This is a genomic window from Hyphococcus aureus (genome assembly GCF_042643165.1).
In the GTDB taxonomy this organism is placed as follows: domain Bacteria; phylum Pseudomonadota; class Alphaproteobacteria; order Caulobacterales; family Parvularculaceae; genus Hyphococcus; species Hyphococcus aureus.
The window spans coordinates 2345387-2362102 of the sequence record NZ_JBHRSH010000001.1; the positions used below are offsets into that span (position 1 = coordinate 2345387).

Below are 16716 nucleotides of genomic sequence, written 5' to 3' on the forward strand. Positions count from 1 at the left end.
CGCCGCTCTCAATTCCGGATGATAGCGTTCAGCGCCTCGCTTTGCGCTCGATACTTATCCGGATTGTCTATCATCAATTTTTTGAGGTTCAAAAGTTTCCATTTAATCGCCGGCAGGTCCGCGGCCTGCGGCAGGCCGATTAGCGTGAAGTCAGGCTCGGCCGCTTGCAGCGTGCGCAGGAATTCAGCGGCGTTTCCATTGAGCCGCGCCTGGATGTCGTCGATCATTCGTTTTCGCACGGAGAGAAGAGCGTTGATATTCACCGGTTCAGCCGTCATGCCGGCGAACTCGTGCGCGAAGCCCTCAGCAATGTCCTTTTCATTCGGCGCGAGCAGTTCATGCATGGGGCGGCTGGAGCAGGCGGCGTAGACGAGAAAAACGCGGAAGAGATCGTCCGTGAGGCCTCCGTTTTTATAAAGAAGCTTGACGTCAAACAAATCCCGCGGGTGCTGGCGATCGAGCGCCGCGTGCAGTTTTCCCGCGTAAAGATCATCGAACGCCAGAACATTTGTTGCAACGAATCCGAAGGCGTCCTCGACAGCGTCGGTGGTGCGCATCAGTCGCGGTTTGCCGATGGCGCCGCGCATCACCGGCGAGGTTTCGATTTTAACGGTCACGCCGTCCGCATTCGCCAGGATGCGCGTATCGCCGCCGCCGCCCCCGGCGATTCGTGTTGCGGTGACGCCTGGCAGTTTGTTGATTTGCGCCATGATTCGGTCGAACGCAGCGTCGATGGCGTGTAACGATGTCGCTCGTTCTTCAATGGGCAGATAGGCGAGATCGATATCGACGGAGAGGCGCGGCATTTCGCGATAGAATAGATTGATCGCCGTGCCGCCCTTGAGGGCGAAGGCGGATTCAGTCGAGACGATGGGCAGGAGGCGCATCAAGAGCCGCACCTGCGCGAGATAGCTTTCACGGGCCATCGTCAGACTCGTCCCTTTCCTTACCGTCTATCAGCTCTGGCGGCACGGTGATGTCGTAGCGCGGATGCAGCCGCCCGCCGTCAACGAGCGCACGGGGGCCGGAGCCGAGATCGAAGTCGTCCGGGTTTAGATATTGTCGCCAGGCGTGGTCTTGGCTGTCGGCGAAGACGAAGAACAGGCGTTTTGCTTTCACGCTGCGGCACTCTTTGAGCAGGGCTTCGAGAAGGCGCGGGCGCAGATTGGCGAGGCTTTCGAATATCGCATCGACATTGTGAAAGCTTTCATTCGCCGGCAGTTCGTTCAGCATTTCGAGGATCGCCCGTTCAGGCGTTGAGACGACGAGGTCGTTCAGTTGTCGTTGCGGCGGGGATGATTGCTCTTCGTCGCCTATGCCGTCGACGCCGGTTTTGGATCCGCCGAAGAGGCTCAGGGTTCTTGTTTCGAACCGGTCCGCGTTCGGCAGCCGCGCAAGCCATGACGGAACATCGCCATAGAGATAGACCCGCGGCGTTTCGGCGCCGAGGCTCAGATAGTGGTCAAAGCCGTGTAGCGACAGGGCGGTCCGTCCGCCCACATGGACCTCGTATTCCATGATCCGCTGCAGGGAGAGGACGAGGCGACGCCAGTCGCCGGCGGCGTTGACATCGCGGTGCGTATCAGGCCGACGGTAAACGCCGCGGGCAAGCTTTTCGAGCCAGCCGCGCTGCTCATATTGCAGAATCGATTTGCGGTCGATGCCGCGCCCGGTCAGCCAGGCCGCGTCGGCGACAAAGCCGGGCGGCAGGTCGTCGAGCAGGGGCTTTAATCGTTCCTGGCGTTGTTGGGTCATAGCCAACAAAATAGGGAAATTGCAAAGCTCTGGCAAGAGTGGAGTTTATGATAATCGCGTGGTGGGGGTTAATTACCATTAAATTCTAGAATTATTAAAGCACCAAATTCACTACTTCTGACTGAGAATCGGGCTCGGCTCAAGAGCTGTGGGACCGCAGAAAAAGCGCGGGACGAGCCGCTGCCCATGACAGCCTAAGACACCTTTTCTCAAGCCTCTCAGGAGAACAGCGTCTTGATGATCGCGCAATCGGGCGTCCTGTTACGGCTGCAGCCTTTGGCGACCGTCGAAAGGGTGCGTTCGAGCTTTTTCAGATCCGATATCTTCGTCCGGATCATCTCCACATGCGTGGAGGTGATTTCGAAGACTTCTGCGCAAGTGGGTTTTCGGTCCTCCAGCCCCAGGAGCGCACGGATATCATCGAGCGAAAATCCGAGCTCGCGTCCGCGCCGGATGAAGCAAAGCCGGTCGGCGAGGACGTCGTCATAAAGTCTGCGACCGCTTTCAGTCCGCGGCGGCGCCGGCATCAATCCTATTTTTTCGTAATAGCGGATGGTCTCGATCTTCACGCCGGTTTGATCGCTCAGTTTCCCGATTGTCAGATTGAATTGGTCCATCTCTCTTGATCCTGTAGCGACTACAGAATTTACGATGTACGGCATGACAGGTGAAGACCCGAACAATACGAAAGCGCGAAAGAAAGGCGGATTGATCGCCGGCGGCGGGGCCCTATCAGGCCTCGGAGCGTTCATCGGCGCGTCGTGTTGCATATTGCCGCTCATCCTGATCAATCTTGGCGTCAGCGCGGCTCTTGTCGGCAAGCTCGCGTTCTTTGCACGGTTTCAACATTATTTTATGGGCGCGGCGGTCGTTCTGCTCGCTGTGGCGATTGTCGCGGCGTTCTGGAAAGGGCGGCGGCCAGGCAAGCGCGTTGCGATCACGCTCATCCTTGCGGCAGCGCTCATCGTCGCCGCCTACATTATGCCGTTCTATGAACCCCAATTGCTTCGCTGGGTGAATCAATGAGCGACGTCATCGCAAAATCCACCATCACTTGTCCAGAATGCGGATATCAGTCTACCGACGAAATGCCAACCAACGCATGCCAGTGGTTTTACGACTGCGAAGGCTGCGGCGCCGTTCTGAAACCGAAGCCCGGCGATTGCTGCGTTTACTGCTCTTATGGCGATGTGAAGTGTCCGCCCATACAGGCTGGGAAGGCGTGTTGTGGTTGACGCAACGGGAAACGATCACGCCGCCAAGCCGTTGCCTTTCTTCTGGTCATGGGGTCTGCCGCTTGCGATTTTGTTTTCAACCAACTTCATGAGCGGCGTCGTTCCCCTGCCAATTATCCTCTTGATAATGAGCGGTTCGTTTTTCTGGATGGGTTTTGCGTGTGTATTAAACGCAAAACGATGTCGAAGGCGCCATTGTTATTATTCCGGACCGATTTTTATCGCTGGCGGCGCCGGCGTCTTTCTGGTCGGCTTTGGAATCGTGTCGTTTGGCGCCGATGGACTTATAATTGTTGTGTGGGGAACGCTCGCGCTTGCGCTTCTTACCTATCTGACCGAGCCGATCTTTGGAAAATATGTGAACTGAACGCCGGGAGCATCGTGTCTCTTGGCGCATTTTAAGTGTTACGGCGGCCGCCTTACGGCGCCGGGCTCTAGGCGCGCCAATCATGGGTGATTGGCGGCCCGAAGCCGACAAATTCAAAAGATGAATTCGCCGTCTTCGCCCTTCGGGTGACGATCCCTGCCGCGTGCCCGCTCATTGAGCGGGATAAGGACGCGGGGCTTCGCCCCGCGGCTTTTTAGACATTCCCCTCAGGACAGCGGGGGCGGCGGAACGGAAGACGGGGCGAATAGCGCCGGGCGGCCGCGCCGCAACCGCTTTGGCTTTATATCCGTCTTCGTTGTTTTTCTCATCCTACCAATCCGGTTGCGCCCCGGCCTTGGGTGCCCGGCGCTCATGCTCGCCCCGTTTCCGCCGCCCCCGCCGTCCCGGGGGAATTTGCGGCGGAGAGGCAAGGAGCGAGCAGCCATGACAGCACTTGAAACCGCAACCGATGCGCCCAGCCGCGCCGCCCAGCGAAAGAACGCGGCGAACACGGGCGAGAAGCCGCGCGGGCGTTCAGGCAAGAAAAAGCCCCGCGCCGATCTTTATACGGAAGTCACAACGAAGATCGTGAAGGAACTGGAAGCCGGGCGGTTTCCATGGGCGCAGCCTTGGGCGGCGCGTGGCGAGGCTGCAACCATTGCCGCAGGCCTGCCGAAGAACGCGAGCACAGGCCGCGCCTATTCCGGGATCAATATTCTGTTGCTCTGGGGCGCCGCCATTGAGAACGGCTTTTCCGGTCAGACTTGGCTGACTTTCAAACAGGCGAGAGCCTTGGGCGGTTCGGTGATGAAGGGCGAGCGCGGCTCAATGGTCGTTTACGCCGACAAGTTTATTCCGAAGGACGAGCAGGAGCGCGCGGCGAAAGATGGCGACGAGGCGTCATTCGTGCCCTTCCTCAAACGCTACACCGTCTTTAACGCGGCGCAATGCGAAGGCTTGGCCGAAGAACTGACGGCGGGCGCCAAGCCTCTGCCGGAATGCGACGCGATCCCGCGCGCGGAAAACCTCATCAAGGCGACCGGGGCTGATTTCCGGATCGGCGGCGACAAGGCGTTCTATGTTCCGTCACAGGATTTTATCCGCGTTCCGCCGCAACCGGCCTTCTTTGAACAGATCAACTATTATCGCACATGCTTTCACGAGCTTGGCCACTGGACCGGCCACGCCTCGCGTTTGGGTCGCGAATTCAAGGGCCGCTACGGAAGCCACGCTTACGCCCGCGAGGAACTGGTCGCGGAACTCTCAAGCGCGTTTGTCTGCGCATCGCTTTCCATCACGCCGACCGTGCGCCATGCGGATTATCTCGGCGCATGGCTTGAGGTCTTGAAGGAAGACAACCGCGCGATTTTCAACGCGGCGTCGCTCGCCTCCAAAGCGGCGGATTTTATTCTGGCTTTTGAAACGAATGCGCCTGTGGGATCGGCGGCAATGACCGAGCGCGCCGCATGAGCGCGCGTGACGAGAAGCCGGAAACCGAAGAAACGAGCGCGGGGTCGCAAACGCTGATGCGCGGCGTCGCGCCGATCACTTTGCGCGACCGGCTGGCGGTTCTCGCGGCGGCGCCCATGGCTCCGCGCGCCGCGCAAAAACGCTGCGATGTCGGACTCTTCGACTTGGAATCCCGGCGCCAGATCGACCTTGTCGATGAATTGCGCCGCGTCACCCGCGAGGCGGCGCGTAATCCCGAACCATCAGCAACAGGAGAATGAAGGATGGAACTGCAAACAATCCCGCTCGACCGATTGGCGGTCTCGGCGCTTAATATGAGGGCGTCGCGCAAAAAGCCATATCTCGACGATATATTGCCGTCGATCCGCGAACGCGGCGTTCTGGTGCCGCTGCTCGTGCGTCCAAACGGCAAGGAAAATCATTTCGAAATCGTCGCCGGACGGCGGCGGTTTCTGGCCTCGAAGACAATCGCAATCGAGACCGGCGAGGCGCGCGATTTGCCCTGCCGGGTGCTTGAGGAAGGCGATGACGCCGCCGCCGTGGAGGCCTCGATTCTTGAAAACACCGCGCGGCTTGAGCCGGACGAAATGCAGGAATTCGAGGCGTTCAAAAAGCTCAACGACAAAGGCAAGAGCGTTGAAGAAATCGCCCGCGTATTCGGGGTGACGGAACTCACCGTAAAGCGCCGCCTGGCTTTGGCGAGCCTCATTCCCGGCATCCGCAAAGCCTATGCCGACGACGAGATCGACGGGGCCAGCATCACCGCGCTCACCCTCGCCAGCGTTGCCAAGCAGCGCGAATGGTTTGAGATGTTCAAATCGGCGGATATGCGGGCGCCACGGGGCGGGCAGTTGAAGCGCTGGCTCTTGGGCGGCGGCGAAATTGAAACCGGCGCCGCGCTCTTTTCCCTAGAAGATTATGACGGCGACATTTTCGAGGATTTGTTCGGCGAACGTTCGGTATTCGCCGACGCCGAAAAGTTCTGGGCGCGTCAGGAAGCGGCGATTGAAGTCGAGCGCGAGAAGCTGATTTCAAGCGGCTGGACCAAGGTGACGGTCCTGCCGCGCGGAGAGTTTTTCCATTCATGGGAGTACGATCAACTCGCCAAAAAACAGGGTGGGGAAGTGTTCGTCGAAGTGCGCCATTCCGGTGAAGTTGCGTTTATCAAGGGCTACGCGCCCCGGCGGAAAACCCACGCGGCGAAAGAAAAAACACGCGCCGTACGGCCCGAATGCTCAGCGCCCTTGGAGAATTATGTGGACCTTCACCGCCACGCCGCCGCGCGCGTCGTGCTCTTGAAACACTCTCAAATTGCGATGCGTTTGCTGGCGGCGCATCTGATCGCGGGCGCGCCGAATATCCGTTGTCAGCCCGACCGGCAGGCGACGCGGAAAGAGGAAACGGCGGCGAGCGTCGCGGCGTCGAAAGGGCAAATAGCATTTGAGAAAGAGCGCGCCGACATCGGCAAATTGTTCGATCTTGACGAGCCGCCCTCTATCACCGGGGGCAATGAAGACGGCTGGCGTCTGGCGTCTATTTTCGCAAAAATGATGACGCTTTCCGACGTCGACATCGCCCGTATTCTGACTTTCGTCACGGCGGAAATCGTCGCCGCCGGTCACGAGGCGGTGGACTGTCTCGCGCGCGTTCTGCCTATCGATATCGCCGACTGGATGACGCCCGACGACGCGTTTTTCGAGCTTTTGCGCGATAAAAACATGACCAACGCCATGCTCGCCGACATTGCGGGCGACAGCGTTGCAAAGGCGAATCGCGACGCGACCGCGAAAGCCCAGAAAGCGATCATTCGCGACTGCCTCGACGGCCGGAACGGGCGCGAAAAAACGCCGAACTGGCGCCCGCGCTGGCTGCAGTTTCCGGCGCTTTCCTATGGCGACGCCGGAAAGCCCGGCGCAGTCAAACGCGCCGAAAAAATCGCGCCGCTTTTCGCGGAGTAGACGATGATGGGGCGGAGCGCATTTCGCGCTTCGCCTCGTCATTTTAGAACCTATGGCCGTGATATTCAGATCATCAAAGCCGCGCCTTCAATCAGCGGCGCCTTAAATTCGCGCGTTGCCGGTCCTGCGTTTCTAACGCCATTCGTCTTCCGCGATTTCGCTTGAGCGAAGACAACCATTCCCGGCCTTTAACCAAGCGAAACTGAACGACGACCGGCCCGCCCGAAACCGGCGGCGCCGGATTTTTTCCTCTGGCTGCGCCATTCATCGCGAAACAAAAAATCCGCCCCCGCCGGTCCTTCGCTGCGCTTCGGCCCCCAAAAGTGAAAGAGGGGGTTCAGGCGGCCCGGCGCGCCGTTCTTCTCGTTTCGCGTCAGGCCGGGGAATGGTTCTCCGGCCAAGCGATAAGGAGACGAAAAGATGGCTCAATCACTTGGAACCGTTACGAAACGCGAGAATGGCGGCTTTGAAGGCACGCTGGCGATGATGACCTTGAATACCAAAATCACCATCGTTCCCAACGAGGCGAAGGACAACGAGCGCCAGCCCGATTTCCGCATCTATGCCGCGCGCGGCAATGAGATCGGCGGCGGCTGGAACCGCGTCGGGAAAAATTCCGGCAAGCCTTACGTCTCGCTCACCTTCGCGCATCCGGCCTTTGGCGAGAAACGCGTTTTCGCGAACCTCGCCCGCGCCGCCGGGCAGGAAGATGAGCGGGTTCTCGCCATTCTCTGGAATCCGCAAAACTAACGCGAGCTTCCATTGCAACAATGCCCCCGCGCGGAGGTTCCGCGCGGGGGTTTTCATTATCCGGAATCGTTTCTGCGTCATCCCGAGTCGATTCTGCGTCATCGTAAATTCGACTCTGGGCGCTTGGTCTTAGTCCGTTCATTGTGACCTTCGTGGGATTGGTTGCACGACCTCCCGTTAAGCGGCGAGCAAGACGCTTCGCGGAAAGGCGATGGATGATGACCGGGACGCAAAAGAGCCCCGAAAGCCCGTTTCTCTATGCAGCGGAAGCGGCGCAGTATTTGAGATTAAGCGAACGCACGCTCGAATATTACCGGATTTATGGCGGCGGCCCTGTCTATCGCAAACACGGCAATCGCATTCTCTATCATCGCGCCGATCTCGATGGCTGGTCGCAGGGACGCAAATACACATCGACCGGCGGCGCCGGGTCGCCGGATCGCGACAGAGCGGCTGGGCAATCATGAGAACGGGCCGCAAAAAACCTCTCATCATTGGCGCTGTCGCGGTTGCTGCGCTCGGCGTTGCAAGCGCCGCCGAGTTTGCACCGCGCCTCGTCTGGAACGCGAGCGCCAGCGCGCCCATTGGGCTCTATTCAGTATCGCAAGAGAGGTTTGAGCGCGGCGATTTTGTCATCGTAGCGCCGACGCCACGCGTTCAGGCGCTGATCGACGAACGCAGTTATCTGCCGCCGGCGACGCCGCTTTTGAAGCGTGTTGCGGCGCGTTCCGGTGCCCGCATTTGCCGTAACGAAGACAATATTTCAATTGACGGCGCTGTTGTCGCCCATGCGCTGCGCCGCGATTCCAAGGGCCGCAATTTGCCGGTCTGGAGCGGCTGCAAAATCCTCGAAGCCGATGAAATCTTTCTCCTTAATGATCACGCCCAGTCCCTGGACGGACGGTATTTCGGGGCGACCAAAACCGCTTTCGTGATCGGCATCGCGCGTCCCCTATGGACGCGGGGCGAGCGGAACTAATTTCAGGAAATGGAATGAAGAGATGAGACGGGTACGGAAGAAGGCGGGGAGGGCAAGATTAAAGGGGCGGCGCCGCTATGCGGCTAAGCCCTTGTCTGCACATCTTTTTAGGCGGCGCCGCCTTGATAGTGGCGGCGCCAAAATGCGGCGGATGCGACATGCGTGCTGACAACGATTTCCAACCACGCTTGGGGCGCATTCGCGCCCAGGGCGGCAAGGCGTCAAAGCGCTATCTGGCGCGGCTTTACGCAAGCATGGAAAAGGCGCGGCCCGGCGTTTTCGCGCAGCGCGGCCAGACGCGTTTTATGGGCGCCCAGATCGGCCGCGGCGCTGGGCTCGGCGCGGCGTTCATTGCGAACGGGCGGGCGTTCGCTCGCCATCGTATGCGGCGCGCCGCCGTCAAGATCCGTTCGGTCCGCCTCGGCGCCAACGGCCTCGGCAAGGCGCGAGCGCATTTGCGCTATATCCAGCGCGACGGCGCCGAGAAAGACGGTGCGCCGGGCAAGCTCTACGGCCCGGATCGCGACGAAGCGGACGGCAAGGCGTTTCTGGAGGAGGGGCGGAGCGACCGCCATCAATTCCGGATCATCCTGTCGCCGGAAGACGCGGGCGAGCTCGACGATCTCAATAGCTATACGCGCGCCGTCATGGCGGCGGCGGAGCGCGATCTTGGCACGCGCCTCGACTGGGTCGCGGTCAACCATCACGACACCGACCACCCGCATGTGCATATCGTGCTGCGCGGGCGCGACGATCAGGGCCGCGATCTCGTCATCGCGCGGGACTATATCACCCATGGTTTTCGCAAGCGCGCCGAGGAAATCGCGACGCTCGAATTGGGGCCGAGACGCGATCTCGATATCGCCCGCGGCCGCCATGCGGAAATCGACAAGGAGCGCTTTACGTCACTCGACCGCAAACTTTGCGCAGCGGCCATAGACGGTGTGGTCGCCCCGTCGCAAGGGCGGACAGCTTATGAGCGCTTTCAAACGAAGCTGCTTTTGGCCCGGCTCAGAACGCTCGAAAAGATGCGCCTCGCTGCGCGCGAAAAGGACGGCTGGCGGCTCGCGCCGGACCTCGAAGAAACGCTGCGGGAAGCGGGCCGTCGCGGCGATATTATCCGCTCTATGGGCGCCGCCATGGGGCTTCAATTCGAGCCCGCGAAATTGCGCGAGTTCGGAGCTGCGGGATCGCCGCCGCGCCTGGTCGGACGCGTGGTCGGGGAAGGCGCTGCGGACGACGCGCATAACAAGCGCTTTCTGGCGCTCGACGGCGCCGATGGAAACCAGTGGCATGTAACCTTTGACGGCGCCCCCGGAACGGCGCCGCCCGAAGGCGCGATAGTCGAAGCCTCGCTGGCCTCAGCGGCGCCGCGCAAATCCGACCGCACCATCGCTGAAATCGCCGCGCGCCATGACGGGACTTATTCAGACGCATTGCACGCGCGCAACGACCCTTCCGCCAGCCCCGAATACCGGCTTGCGCACAAGCGCCGCCTTGAAGCGTTGCGGCGGGCCGGCATCGGCGAGCGCCTGGCCGATGGGACATGGCGCGTTCCTGGCGATTTTCTTGAACGTACAGCGCAGTTTGAAGCGGCGAAGGCGCCGGCGCGAATGCGGACATTGTCATGGGTCGGGCTTGACGCGCTGACGACGGCGCCGGTGCGGACCTTTCTCGATGACGCAATAGAGAAGGGTGAAGACAGTCACGGCGCGCTTGGGTTCGGCAGTGCAGTTCAGAAGGCGCTTGCAACGCGCCGCAACTGGCTTCTTGCGCAAGGTCTGGCGCAGGAAAAAGAAAACGGCTTTTCCATCGATCAGGACAAGCTCGCGGCGCGCGCCGCCGCCGCCATGAATGCGCACACTGAAACGCTAGGGCACAGACTCGGAAAGACATTTGTTCCAACTGAAGACGGAGAGTCCATCAAGGGCCGTTTCACCGAGCGGCTCGACCTTCCCGCCGGACGTTTCGCCGTACTCGAAAAATCAAAGGAATTTACGCTGGTCCCGTGGCGGCCGGTCATGGAGGCGCGCAGGGGCCGGCTCATCGAGGGCGTCATGGAGCGCGGGCGCGTCAACTGGAATTTCGGGCGAACGCGCAGCGGACCGGGCCGTTAGGAGACAGTCATGCCGATCACAGAAATGTCATCTATTCGCCGGCGCGAAAAACACAAGTTTAACAAGAAAGCGACGCTGCTCGATTTGAGGTTCTGCATCAGAATACTTGATCCGCGCGCATTCTTTTACAAAAATTTCCACAGTCTTGTGTCGGGCAGGGGGTAGCATGGTTCCTGCACCTTTAAAGGATACGAAGCAGGCGATTATTGTCGCCTCCGACATTTTAAGGCCGCTCGCCGCGCCTGCCTCCGCCGCGTTTTGGGGAGAGCGATTCAAGACGATTTATTGCGAGACCGGACGCGAGCTCATCGACCGGCTGCGCCGCAGGCCGTTTCATTGCGCGATCATTCAGGATCAGCTGGAGGATTGCGATTGCTGGCGTCTCGCCAAGGTCATCCGCTCAGGGCGCTTCTGCGCCCCGGCTTTGCCGATTGTGGTTCTACATCGAGGCGCCCCAAGCGCCGGCTTCGAGGCCATTGCGAAAAGTCTCAACGCTGTAACGGCTTCGCTTTCCGAACCCGATGCGATTCCCCGCATTGTTCAGGCGGCGATCGATCTGCGGCGGCGGTCCAGCGTCCTGATCATTGAAGATGACCCGGACGCCGCCGAAACCGCACGGCGCGCGCTCGATGCCGACTACAAGGTCGAAATCGCCGTCAATGGCGCGGACGGCCTCTCTGCGTGGAAAGAAAAGCGCCACGATCTCGTCCTGCTTGATCTCATGTTGCCGGCGCTGCCTGGAGAAGAAGTGCTCAAGGAAATACTCGCGGTTAATCCAAAACAACCGGTCATCATTGTCACCGCGCACGCTTCGCAAAGCCGTCATTCAAACCTGATGCTGCTCGGCGCCAATGAGTTCGTCGAAAAACCATTCGACATCAATGTGCTTCGCGCGCTCTGCCGAAGCCTGTTTCAGGAAATGGCGCTGGCGCGCGCCGACCGGGAAATCGATGAAATGCGCGCCGCCGCGCGTGAGAACGCGCATCGGGCGACCGCCGCATCAATCAGCTTGCGCCAGGGAAATGCGTCCGGGGCTGCAATGCAGCTGGACGCCATGCTTGTCGGCGCGCCGCAAGATTTAACCGACGATGAATGGGTGGAGGTGTTGAATGACGTACAAGATAAATAACTCAAAGAAAGCAATTTCGGCGGCGTTCATGGCTTTTCTGCCTGGACAGGTGTTCGCACAGGAAAGTGACTTGGTCCAATCGCTTGGCGGGGATCAAATGTTTAGTTTGGCGGTCGGTTACGAGCAGCCGATCTCAGAAGCGCCAGCCGTCGCGACAGTAATTATAGCGAAGGACATTGAAGCGCTCGGCGCGACCAGAATAGAAGAAGTGCTCGCCACCGTAACTGGTTTGCACATATCAAAAAACCGGGCGCATGACAGCATTTATGTAATTCGATCCATAGCGTCGGAAGTAAATCCACACGTTTTGGTTATGATCAACGGCGCACCCATCGGCGACGCCGTGCAGGGCGGCAGACCGCTCGGTTGGACTTTACCGGTTCAAAATATCTCCCGCATTGAAATTGTACGGGGCCCGGGCTCAGCGCTTTATGGCGCGGACGCTTTTGCCGGCACGATAAACATCATTACGAAGACTGCTCAGGAAATCGGCCCATTCTCGGTCGGCGCTTTGGGCGGAAGTTTCAGCACCTATGGAGGCTGGATTCAAAGCGGAATAATTCGAGACGGCTTTGAAGCGGCGCTTTCACTAGAAATGCAAACGACGAGTGGCGACGATCCAATCGTGCAGGCCGACGTGCAGAGCTTCCTCGACCAACTGTTTAGCACGAGTGCGTCATTAGCGCCGGGCGGCATTAGCCTTGGTAGGACCGATATCAACGCGCGAAGCGATTTTCGCTTTGGAGACAGCTTCACCTGGCGCGCCGCTTATCAGGGCATCATAGACGCCCAAAATGGAGCTGGCGTCGCATTCGCGCTCGATCCTGTCGGCGAAAGAGATCTTCACCTTTTCTCTTCGGATCTGACGTTCGAAACAGCCCTCTCCGAGAATTTGGAGATGATGGCGACGGCGAGCTTCTTCAGAGAAGACTTCAAAGCATTTTTCCAATCGAACCCGCCGGGTGCATTTGGCTTTTTTCCGGAGGGCGTTTTGAACCAAATCGATTTCGACCTCATGGAATATCGCGGGCGCGCCGAAATTCTGTATGCGCCAGGAAATGCTCATAAGCTGAAGGCAGGTTTCGGTGTTACATATCAAGGAGCCACGAATATTGTGGATCGCCGCAACTTTCTTCAAGGTCCCGGCGGTGTGTTATTGCCTGCGCCCGGATTTCTTACAACGGACGAGCTGGGTGTCCTTCCGAATGCCTTTGCCGATTCGAGAACGAATGTATTCGGACTCTTGCAAGATGAATGGTCAGTGGCCCCGGACTGGACTGTGACGCTTGGCGTCCGGTTCGATCATTTCTCCAATTTCGGCTTGACGATCAATCCACGCGCATCTGTGGTTTGGAACGCAAATCCGACACTTACCGTCAAAGGGCTTTACGGAAGCGCATTCCGAGCGCCCACGTTTTTGGAGGAGACAGAGGGATCGGGACAAATCGCGAGAGGCAACCAGAACTTAGAGCCGGAAATGATAGACACAGCGGAAATCGTTCTGGAAAAGCGATGGTCTGACGCGCTTGAAACGTCAGTTACAGGGTATGCCTACTGGACCAACGACTTGATCGAGGTCGTCTCTTCTCCGGGCACCGGGATACCGACTTTCGAAAACACAAGCGGCACACGAGGGGCCGGTTTTGAACTCGAAGGGCGATTGGAGGTAAATGAAAATGTTAGTGTGAGAACGAGCTATGCCTACCAAAGCGCTGAGCTTCGAGATTCAGGCCAACGGGTTAGCGGCGTCCCGCAACACCTGTTATATGCTGAAGGACGCTGGATGATGACGTCTGAATGGTCAGGGTTGATTGGCGTCAAGTATGTCGGAAATCGCTCTCGTGCGGTATCAGACATCCGCCCGCCTATAAACGGATATGCGCTCGCCAATTTGTCATTGGAATACAGACCACGGCAAATTACGGGTCTCTTTGTGCGGGTCGCTGCAACGAATTTGTTAGACAAGCGGGCTCTCGAACCCAGCCCGAATCTGATTTTTCCAACTGATGATATTCCCCTTGAAGGTCGAAAGATTATTGCTCGAATTGGAGTGTCTAGGTGAAGCGTACGAGCGCAAATGGTGGATCGTCATCAGAAAGAGACAGGCCATATTTCATAAAGGGCTGGCCATTTCTAGGCCAGCTTCCTGCTTTGGCAAACGATCTTATCGGATCGCTCAGAAGGTTTGCCGAGCGAGATGATCGGCCAGTTGAATTCAAAATAATGACTTCAAACGCTTATTTGGTTTCTTCGCCTGACGCCGTGAAAGAAGTCCTGACAAGAGGCGAGCCCGAATTTACGAAAGGAATTCTTACATCCTCAATGAAAGCGGCGTTTGGCGACTCGTTAGCGCTAGAAAATGGCGCTGACTGGCGCCGAAAACGAAAACTGCTGCAGCCGTTGTTTATGAAGAAATCAGTTCAGGCATGGCGTCCGATTATAAACTCAAATGTTGATTTGTTGGTTGAAAGATGGAGTCACAGAGATGCAGAAGGATCGGTCGTCAATATAACGGCAGAGGCAAACCACCTTATTCTCGATATAATGACAACAATCATGTTTGGCGAAGATATGTCGCCGGAGCGCGCGCAGGCCGCTGCCGAAGCCGTGACCAGTATCAATGAGGCTTTGTTTGGAGTCTTCTGTCGAAGTTTTGTCCTAAGGGGATCAAATCAGAACTCAAAACTTGCCCAAGGTAAAAAATTTAGGAACGCCTTGAAAAAGTTTAACGACATAGTTGACCATTCTATCACAAGCAGCACCGCCCAATCTACTTCAACTCTCATCGATCAATTCCGTTCGCTCAAGTCATCAGATGGCGATCAATTAAGCGAGAAGGAAGTGCGCGATGAGGCGACAGCATTCTTTTTTGCCGGCTTAGAAACGACTGCAAATGCGTTAGTATGGGCATTCTATTATCTTGCCTCGTATCCGGACTTTGCGGACCGAATTGCTGCGGAGGCATCAGAACTTTCGGAATCGCACTTGCCGGATTTTGATGAGGCTGAGCGATTACCTTTCACGCATGCGTTTGTAATGGAAACGTTGAGATTGAAGCCGCCGGCCTACGCATTGGAACGGCGCGCGTCCAGCGAGACGAATCCCGTTCAAGGCTGCCCTCTGAAAAGGAATGCAACAGTTATACTCTCTCCCGCGGTGACGCACAGTCATGCGGATTATTGGGAGGAACCGGATAAATTCTGTCCGGATCGGTTCGAGCTGGGGAATAAAAGCCAGCAGCATCAATTTGCGTTTTTTCCCTTTGGCGGCGGCGCCCGAAAGTGCATCGGTATGCATTTGGCGCTTATGGAATTGATAACGACAATTGCAAAATGCGCGCAGAAATTTGAGTTTAGACTGGTCCATGATCAAACGGTGGGCGATAAAGTCGGCGTGACCCTTATGCCGGACAGAGATATTCAACTTATTTTGCGCCATAGGCGCCCTGTTTAATTGGTAGCGGAATTGTAGCTTTAAATACCGATCCGGCGCCAAGCTCACTGCGAACATCAATCTCGCCACCCATTAATTTTGCAAATTGTCGTGAGATAGCCAAGCCAAGCCCGGTTCCTCCAAAAGCACGACTGGCGCTCATATCGACTTGGCGGAAAGGTTCGAAGACAGAATCAAGATCCTTTTCAGCGATTCCGACGCCAGTGTCTTCGACCTCCAACATTAATTTGTCGGCGCGACCAACGCATCTGAGGTATATCTCGCCATTGTGCGTAAACTTGCAGGCGTTCGTCATAAGATTAAGCGCAATCTGCTGAAACTTATCGCGGTCGATCAGAACTGTCGCCGGACAGTCGATTTCAGCGGTGAACTTGTTGTTCCGTTCTGTAGCTAGCGGCAGGATTGATTTCTGTGCATCGTGAAGCAGAGCGCTGATGTCGGTTTCGACCAGATTAAGGTCAAATTTGCCCGCTTCTGCGCGGGCCAGATCAAGCATCTGCGTGATGCGGTTTAAAAGTTCATGCGCGCGCCCGAGAATATTCGAAAGTTGTTCCCGTGAGCGATGGGCGGCATCGTCTTCGACGGCGAATTCCAGCTCTTCTAGCGTCAATTGCGCATAACCGATTATCGCCTGCAACGGCGTTTTCATTTCGTGCGTAACCGCCGCCATAATTTCGGATTTCTGCCGATTGGCGGCAAACGCTGCGTCGCGGGCGGTTTTAAGCTCCTGGGTTCGGATCGCTACTTCGGACTCTAGCGCGGCTTGGGATTTCTCGATCTCATCCATAAGCTGGTTATAGATCGCGGCTATTTCCTGAATCTCCTTGGAACCAAATACTCTGGCGCGCTTACGCGGAGCGCCACGCCCGCCATTCGACATTGTGGAACTTAGCGATCTCAATGGATCGGTCAGTACACGCATCTGGAAAGATAATAGTGCTAGAAATATGCCGGCGGCGGCTAATCCCGCTAGTCCGTTGATGATCCATATTGTTCGAATAGTTTCACGCACCGGCGATTTCGAGAACGCCAACACAACTGAACCAAGATATTCCGCATTGACCGATCCGCCATCTAAATCGTCGGATTCGGGAGAGGACAGAACCGGCGCGGCGACAATCCAATATTCAGAGGACTCCCGTATATCTGTGAGATGACGGATTGGGTTGTCCGTGTCATTGATAGCTTGGCCATTATTGTATCTTGCCAGCACATCGCCGTCGGCTCTAATCAGTCTCGCATCATCGATATTGGGGAATGCGGTGATGCTCCCAATCGCTTCTTCTGCGACAGTCAGGTCTTCTACGAGAAAAGCGAAGATAGAGCGTTCAGCGAATTGCTCGGTCTGCAGCCGAGCGTCAGTAAGGGCGTTGTCTCTGAGCTGACGCGAAATCAAGGTAGAGGCTATAGCCGTCAGGGTAATCGAGAATAGAATGATGCTGGCTCCGGCAGTGATGGAGAGCTGACGGCTAATTCGCATCTGGCGGAAACGATTGAACATCG

At 57.5% G+C, this 16716-nt stretch carries 17 protein-coding genes; 13 read left to right on the forward strand and 4 right to left on the reverse strand.

The window, feature by feature from the left end:
* Positions 1–8 precede the first annotated feature (8 nt).
* The 3 genes from ACFOOP_RS11425 to ACFOOP_RS11435 form a co-directional block, all read right to left on the reverse strand.
* On the reverse strand, positions 9–926 hold the full coding sequence (locus tag ACFOOP_RS11425; RefSeq protein ID WP_379881086.1) for a nucleotidyl transferase AbiEii/AbiGii toxin family protein: 918 nt from the start codon (positions 924–926) through the stop codon (positions 9–11).
* Positions 916–1755 carry a type IV toxin-antitoxin system AbiEi family antitoxin domain-containing protein gene (locus ACFOOP_RS11430; RefSeq protein ID WP_379881087.1) on the reverse strand — a complete coding sequence of 280 codons (840 nt, stop codon included), beginning with the start codon at positions 1753–1755 and terminating at the stop codon, positions 916–918. Before ACFOOP_RS11430 ends, ACFOOP_RS11425 begins: the two co-directional genes overlap by 11 nt.
* A 218-nt stretch (positions 1756–1973) precedes the next feature.
* Positions 1974–2372 (reverse strand): MerR family transcriptional regulator, encoded by a 399-nt coding sequence (locus ACFOOP_RS11435; RefSeq protein ID WP_379881088.1) that lies wholly within the window; start codon positions 2370–2372, stop codon positions 1974–1976.
* 34 nt (positions 2373–2406) lie between these two features.
* Here ACFOOP_RS11435 and ACFOOP_RS11440 point away from each other — a divergent pair, with 34 nt between their 5' ends.
* The 13 genes from ACFOOP_RS11440 (at position 2407) to ACFOOP_RS11500 (ending at position 15213) form a co-directional block, all read left to right on the forward strand.
* Entirely contained in the window at positions 2407–2781 is a 375-nt protein-coding gene (locus ACFOOP_RS11440) for a hypothetical protein (RefSeq protein WP_379881089.1), read from the forward strand.
* Positions 2778–2990, forward strand: coding sequence for a GDCCVxC domain-containing (seleno)protein (locus ACFOOP_RS11445; protein WP_379881090.1), 213 nt, complete (start codon positions 2778–2780; stop codon positions 2988–2990). The genes ACFOOP_RS11440 and ACFOOP_RS11445 overlap by 4 nt, the downstream gene beginning before the upstream one ends.
* The gene (locus ACFOOP_RS11450) at positions 2983–3357 is read left to right on the forward strand and encodes a hypothetical protein (RefSeq protein WP_379881091.1); all 375 of its coding nucleotides are present in this window, start codon (positions 2983–2985) and stop codon (positions 3355–3357) included. The genes ACFOOP_RS11445 and ACFOOP_RS11450 overlap by 8 nt, the downstream gene beginning before the upstream one ends.
* Before the next feature lie 444 nt (positions 3358–3801).
* On the forward strand, positions 3802–4827 hold the full coding sequence (locus ACFOOP_RS11455; RefSeq protein WP_379881092.1) for an ArdC family protein: 1026 nt from the start codon (positions 3802–3804) through the stop codon (positions 4825–4827).
* On the forward strand, positions 4824–5087 hold the full coding sequence (locus ACFOOP_RS11460) for a hypothetical protein (RefSeq protein ID WP_379881093.1): 264 nt from the start codon (positions 4824–4826) through the stop codon (positions 5085–5087). Before ACFOOP_RS11455 ends, ACFOOP_RS11460 begins: the two co-directional genes overlap by 4 nt.
* 3 nt (positions 5088–5090) lie before the next feature.
* Positions 5091–6785 (forward strand): ParB/RepB/Spo0J family partition protein, encoded by a 1695-nt coding sequence (locus ACFOOP_RS11465; protein ID WP_379881094.1) that lies wholly within the window; start codon positions 5091–5093, stop codon positions 6783–6785.
* 420 nt (positions 6786–7205) lie between these two features.
* Positions 7206–7535, forward strand: a complete 330-nt coding sequence (locus ACFOOP_RS11470) for a DUF736 domain-containing protein (protein WP_104831441.1) — start codon at positions 7206–7208, stop codon at positions 7533–7535.
* A 215-nt stretch (positions 7536–7750) separates the two neighbouring features.
* Positions 7751–8002: a helix-turn-helix domain-containing protein gene (locus ACFOOP_RS11475; protein ID WP_375204407.1), complete on the forward strand. Its 252-nt coding sequence runs from the start codon at positions 7751–7753 to the stop codon at positions 8000–8002.
* Positions 7999–8514, forward strand: coding sequence for a S26 family signal peptidase (locus ACFOOP_RS11480; protein ID WP_379881095.1), 516 nt, complete (start codon positions 7999–8001; stop codon positions 8512–8514). Before ACFOOP_RS11475 ends, ACFOOP_RS11480 begins: the two co-directional genes overlap by 4 nt.
* Positions 8515–8672: 158 nt before the next feature.
* Entirely contained in the window at positions 8673–10631 is a 1959-nt protein-coding gene (locus ACFOOP_RS11485; RefSeq protein WP_379881096.1) for a DUF3363 domain-containing protein, read from the forward strand.
* 166 nt (positions 10632–10797) lie between these two features.
* Positions 10798–11760 (forward strand): response regulator, encoded by a 963-nt coding sequence (locus ACFOOP_RS11490; protein ID WP_379881097.1) that lies wholly within the window; start codon positions 10798–10800, stop codon positions 11758–11760.
* Positions 11741–13822, forward strand: coding sequence for a TonB-dependent receptor plug domain-containing protein (locus ACFOOP_RS11495; RefSeq protein WP_379881098.1), 2082 nt, complete (start codon positions 11741–11743; stop codon positions 13820–13822). The genes ACFOOP_RS11490 and ACFOOP_RS11495 overlap by 20 nt, the downstream gene beginning before the upstream one ends.
* Positions 13819–15213, forward strand: a complete 1395-nt coding sequence (locus ACFOOP_RS11500) for a cytochrome P450 (protein WP_379881099.1) — start codon at positions 13819–13821, stop codon at positions 15211–15213. Before ACFOOP_RS11495 ends, ACFOOP_RS11500 begins: the two co-directional genes overlap by 4 nt.
* Here the strand turns inward: ACFOOP_RS11500 and ACFOOP_RS11505 are convergent.
* Positions 15185–16714, reverse strand: coding sequence for an ATP-binding protein (locus ACFOOP_RS11505; RefSeq protein ID WP_379881559.1), 1530 nt, complete (start codon positions 16712–16714; stop codon positions 15185–15187). The genes ACFOOP_RS11500 and ACFOOP_RS11505 overlap by 29 nt on opposite strands.
* Positions 16715–16716 lie beyond the last annotated feature (2 nt).

Bases quoted from the DNA above. Each gene is read 5' to 3' on its own strand.
- ACFOOP_RS11475 (WP_375204407.1), top strand. From the start codon at position 7,751: ATGATGACCGGGACGCAAAAGAGCCCCGAAAGCCCGTTTCTCTATGCA.
- ACFOOP_RS11455 (WP_379881092.1), top strand. From the start codon at position 3,802: ATGACAGCACTTGAAACCGCAACCGATGCGCCCAGCCGCGCCGCCCAG.
- ACFOOP_RS11440 (WP_379881089.1), top strand. From the start codon at position 2,407: ATGTACGGCATGACAGGTGAAGACCCGAACAATACGAAAGCGCGAAAG.
- ACFOOP_RS11485 (WP_379881096.1), top strand. From the start codon at position 8,673: ATGCGTGCTGACAACGATTTCCAACCACGCTTGGGGCGCATTCGCGCC.
- ACFOOP_RS11505 (WP_379881559.1), bottom strand. From the start codon at position 16,714: ATGTTCAATCGTTTCCGCCAGATGCGAATTAGCCGTCAGCTCTCCATC.
- ACFOOP_RS11445 (WP_379881090.1), top strand. From the start codon at position 2,778: ATGAGCGACGTCATCGCAAAATCCACCATCACTTGTCCAGAATGCGGA.
- ACFOOP_RS11495 (WP_379881098.1), top strand. From the start codon at position 11,741: ATGACGTACAAGATAAATAACTCAAAGAAAGCAATTTCGGCGGCGTTC.
- ACFOOP_RS11470 (WP_104831441.1), top strand. From the start codon at position 7,206: ATGGCTCAATCACTTGGAACCGTTACGAAACGCGAGAATGGCGGCTTT.
- ACFOOP_RS11435 (WP_379881088.1), bottom strand. From the start codon at position 2,372: ATGGACCAATTCAATCTGACAATCGGGAAACTGAGCGATCAAACCGGC.
- ACFOOP_RS11465 (WP_379881094.1), top strand. From the start codon at position 5,091: ATGGAACTGCAAACAATCCCGCTCGACCGATTGGCGGTCTCGGCGCTT.
- ACFOOP_RS11490 (WP_379881097.1), top strand. From the start codon at position 10,798: ATGGTTCCTGCACCTTTAAAGGATACGAAGCAGGCGATTATTGTCGCC.
- ACFOOP_RS11430 (WP_379881087.1), bottom strand. From the start codon at position 1,755: ATGACCCAACAACGCCAGGAACGATTAAAGCCCCTGCTCGACGACCTG.
- ACFOOP_RS11425 (WP_379881086.1), bottom strand. From the start codon at position 926: ATGGCCCGTGAAAGCTATCTCGCGCAGGTGCGGCTCTTGATGCGCCTC.
- ACFOOP_RS11460 (WP_379881093.1), top strand. From the start codon at position 4,824: ATGAGCGCGCGTGACGAGAAGCCGGAAACCGAAGAAACGAGCGCGGGG.
- ACFOOP_RS11480 (WP_379881095.1), top strand. From the start codon at position 7,999: ATGAGAACGGGCCGCAAAAAACCTCTCATCATTGGCGCTGTCGCGGTT.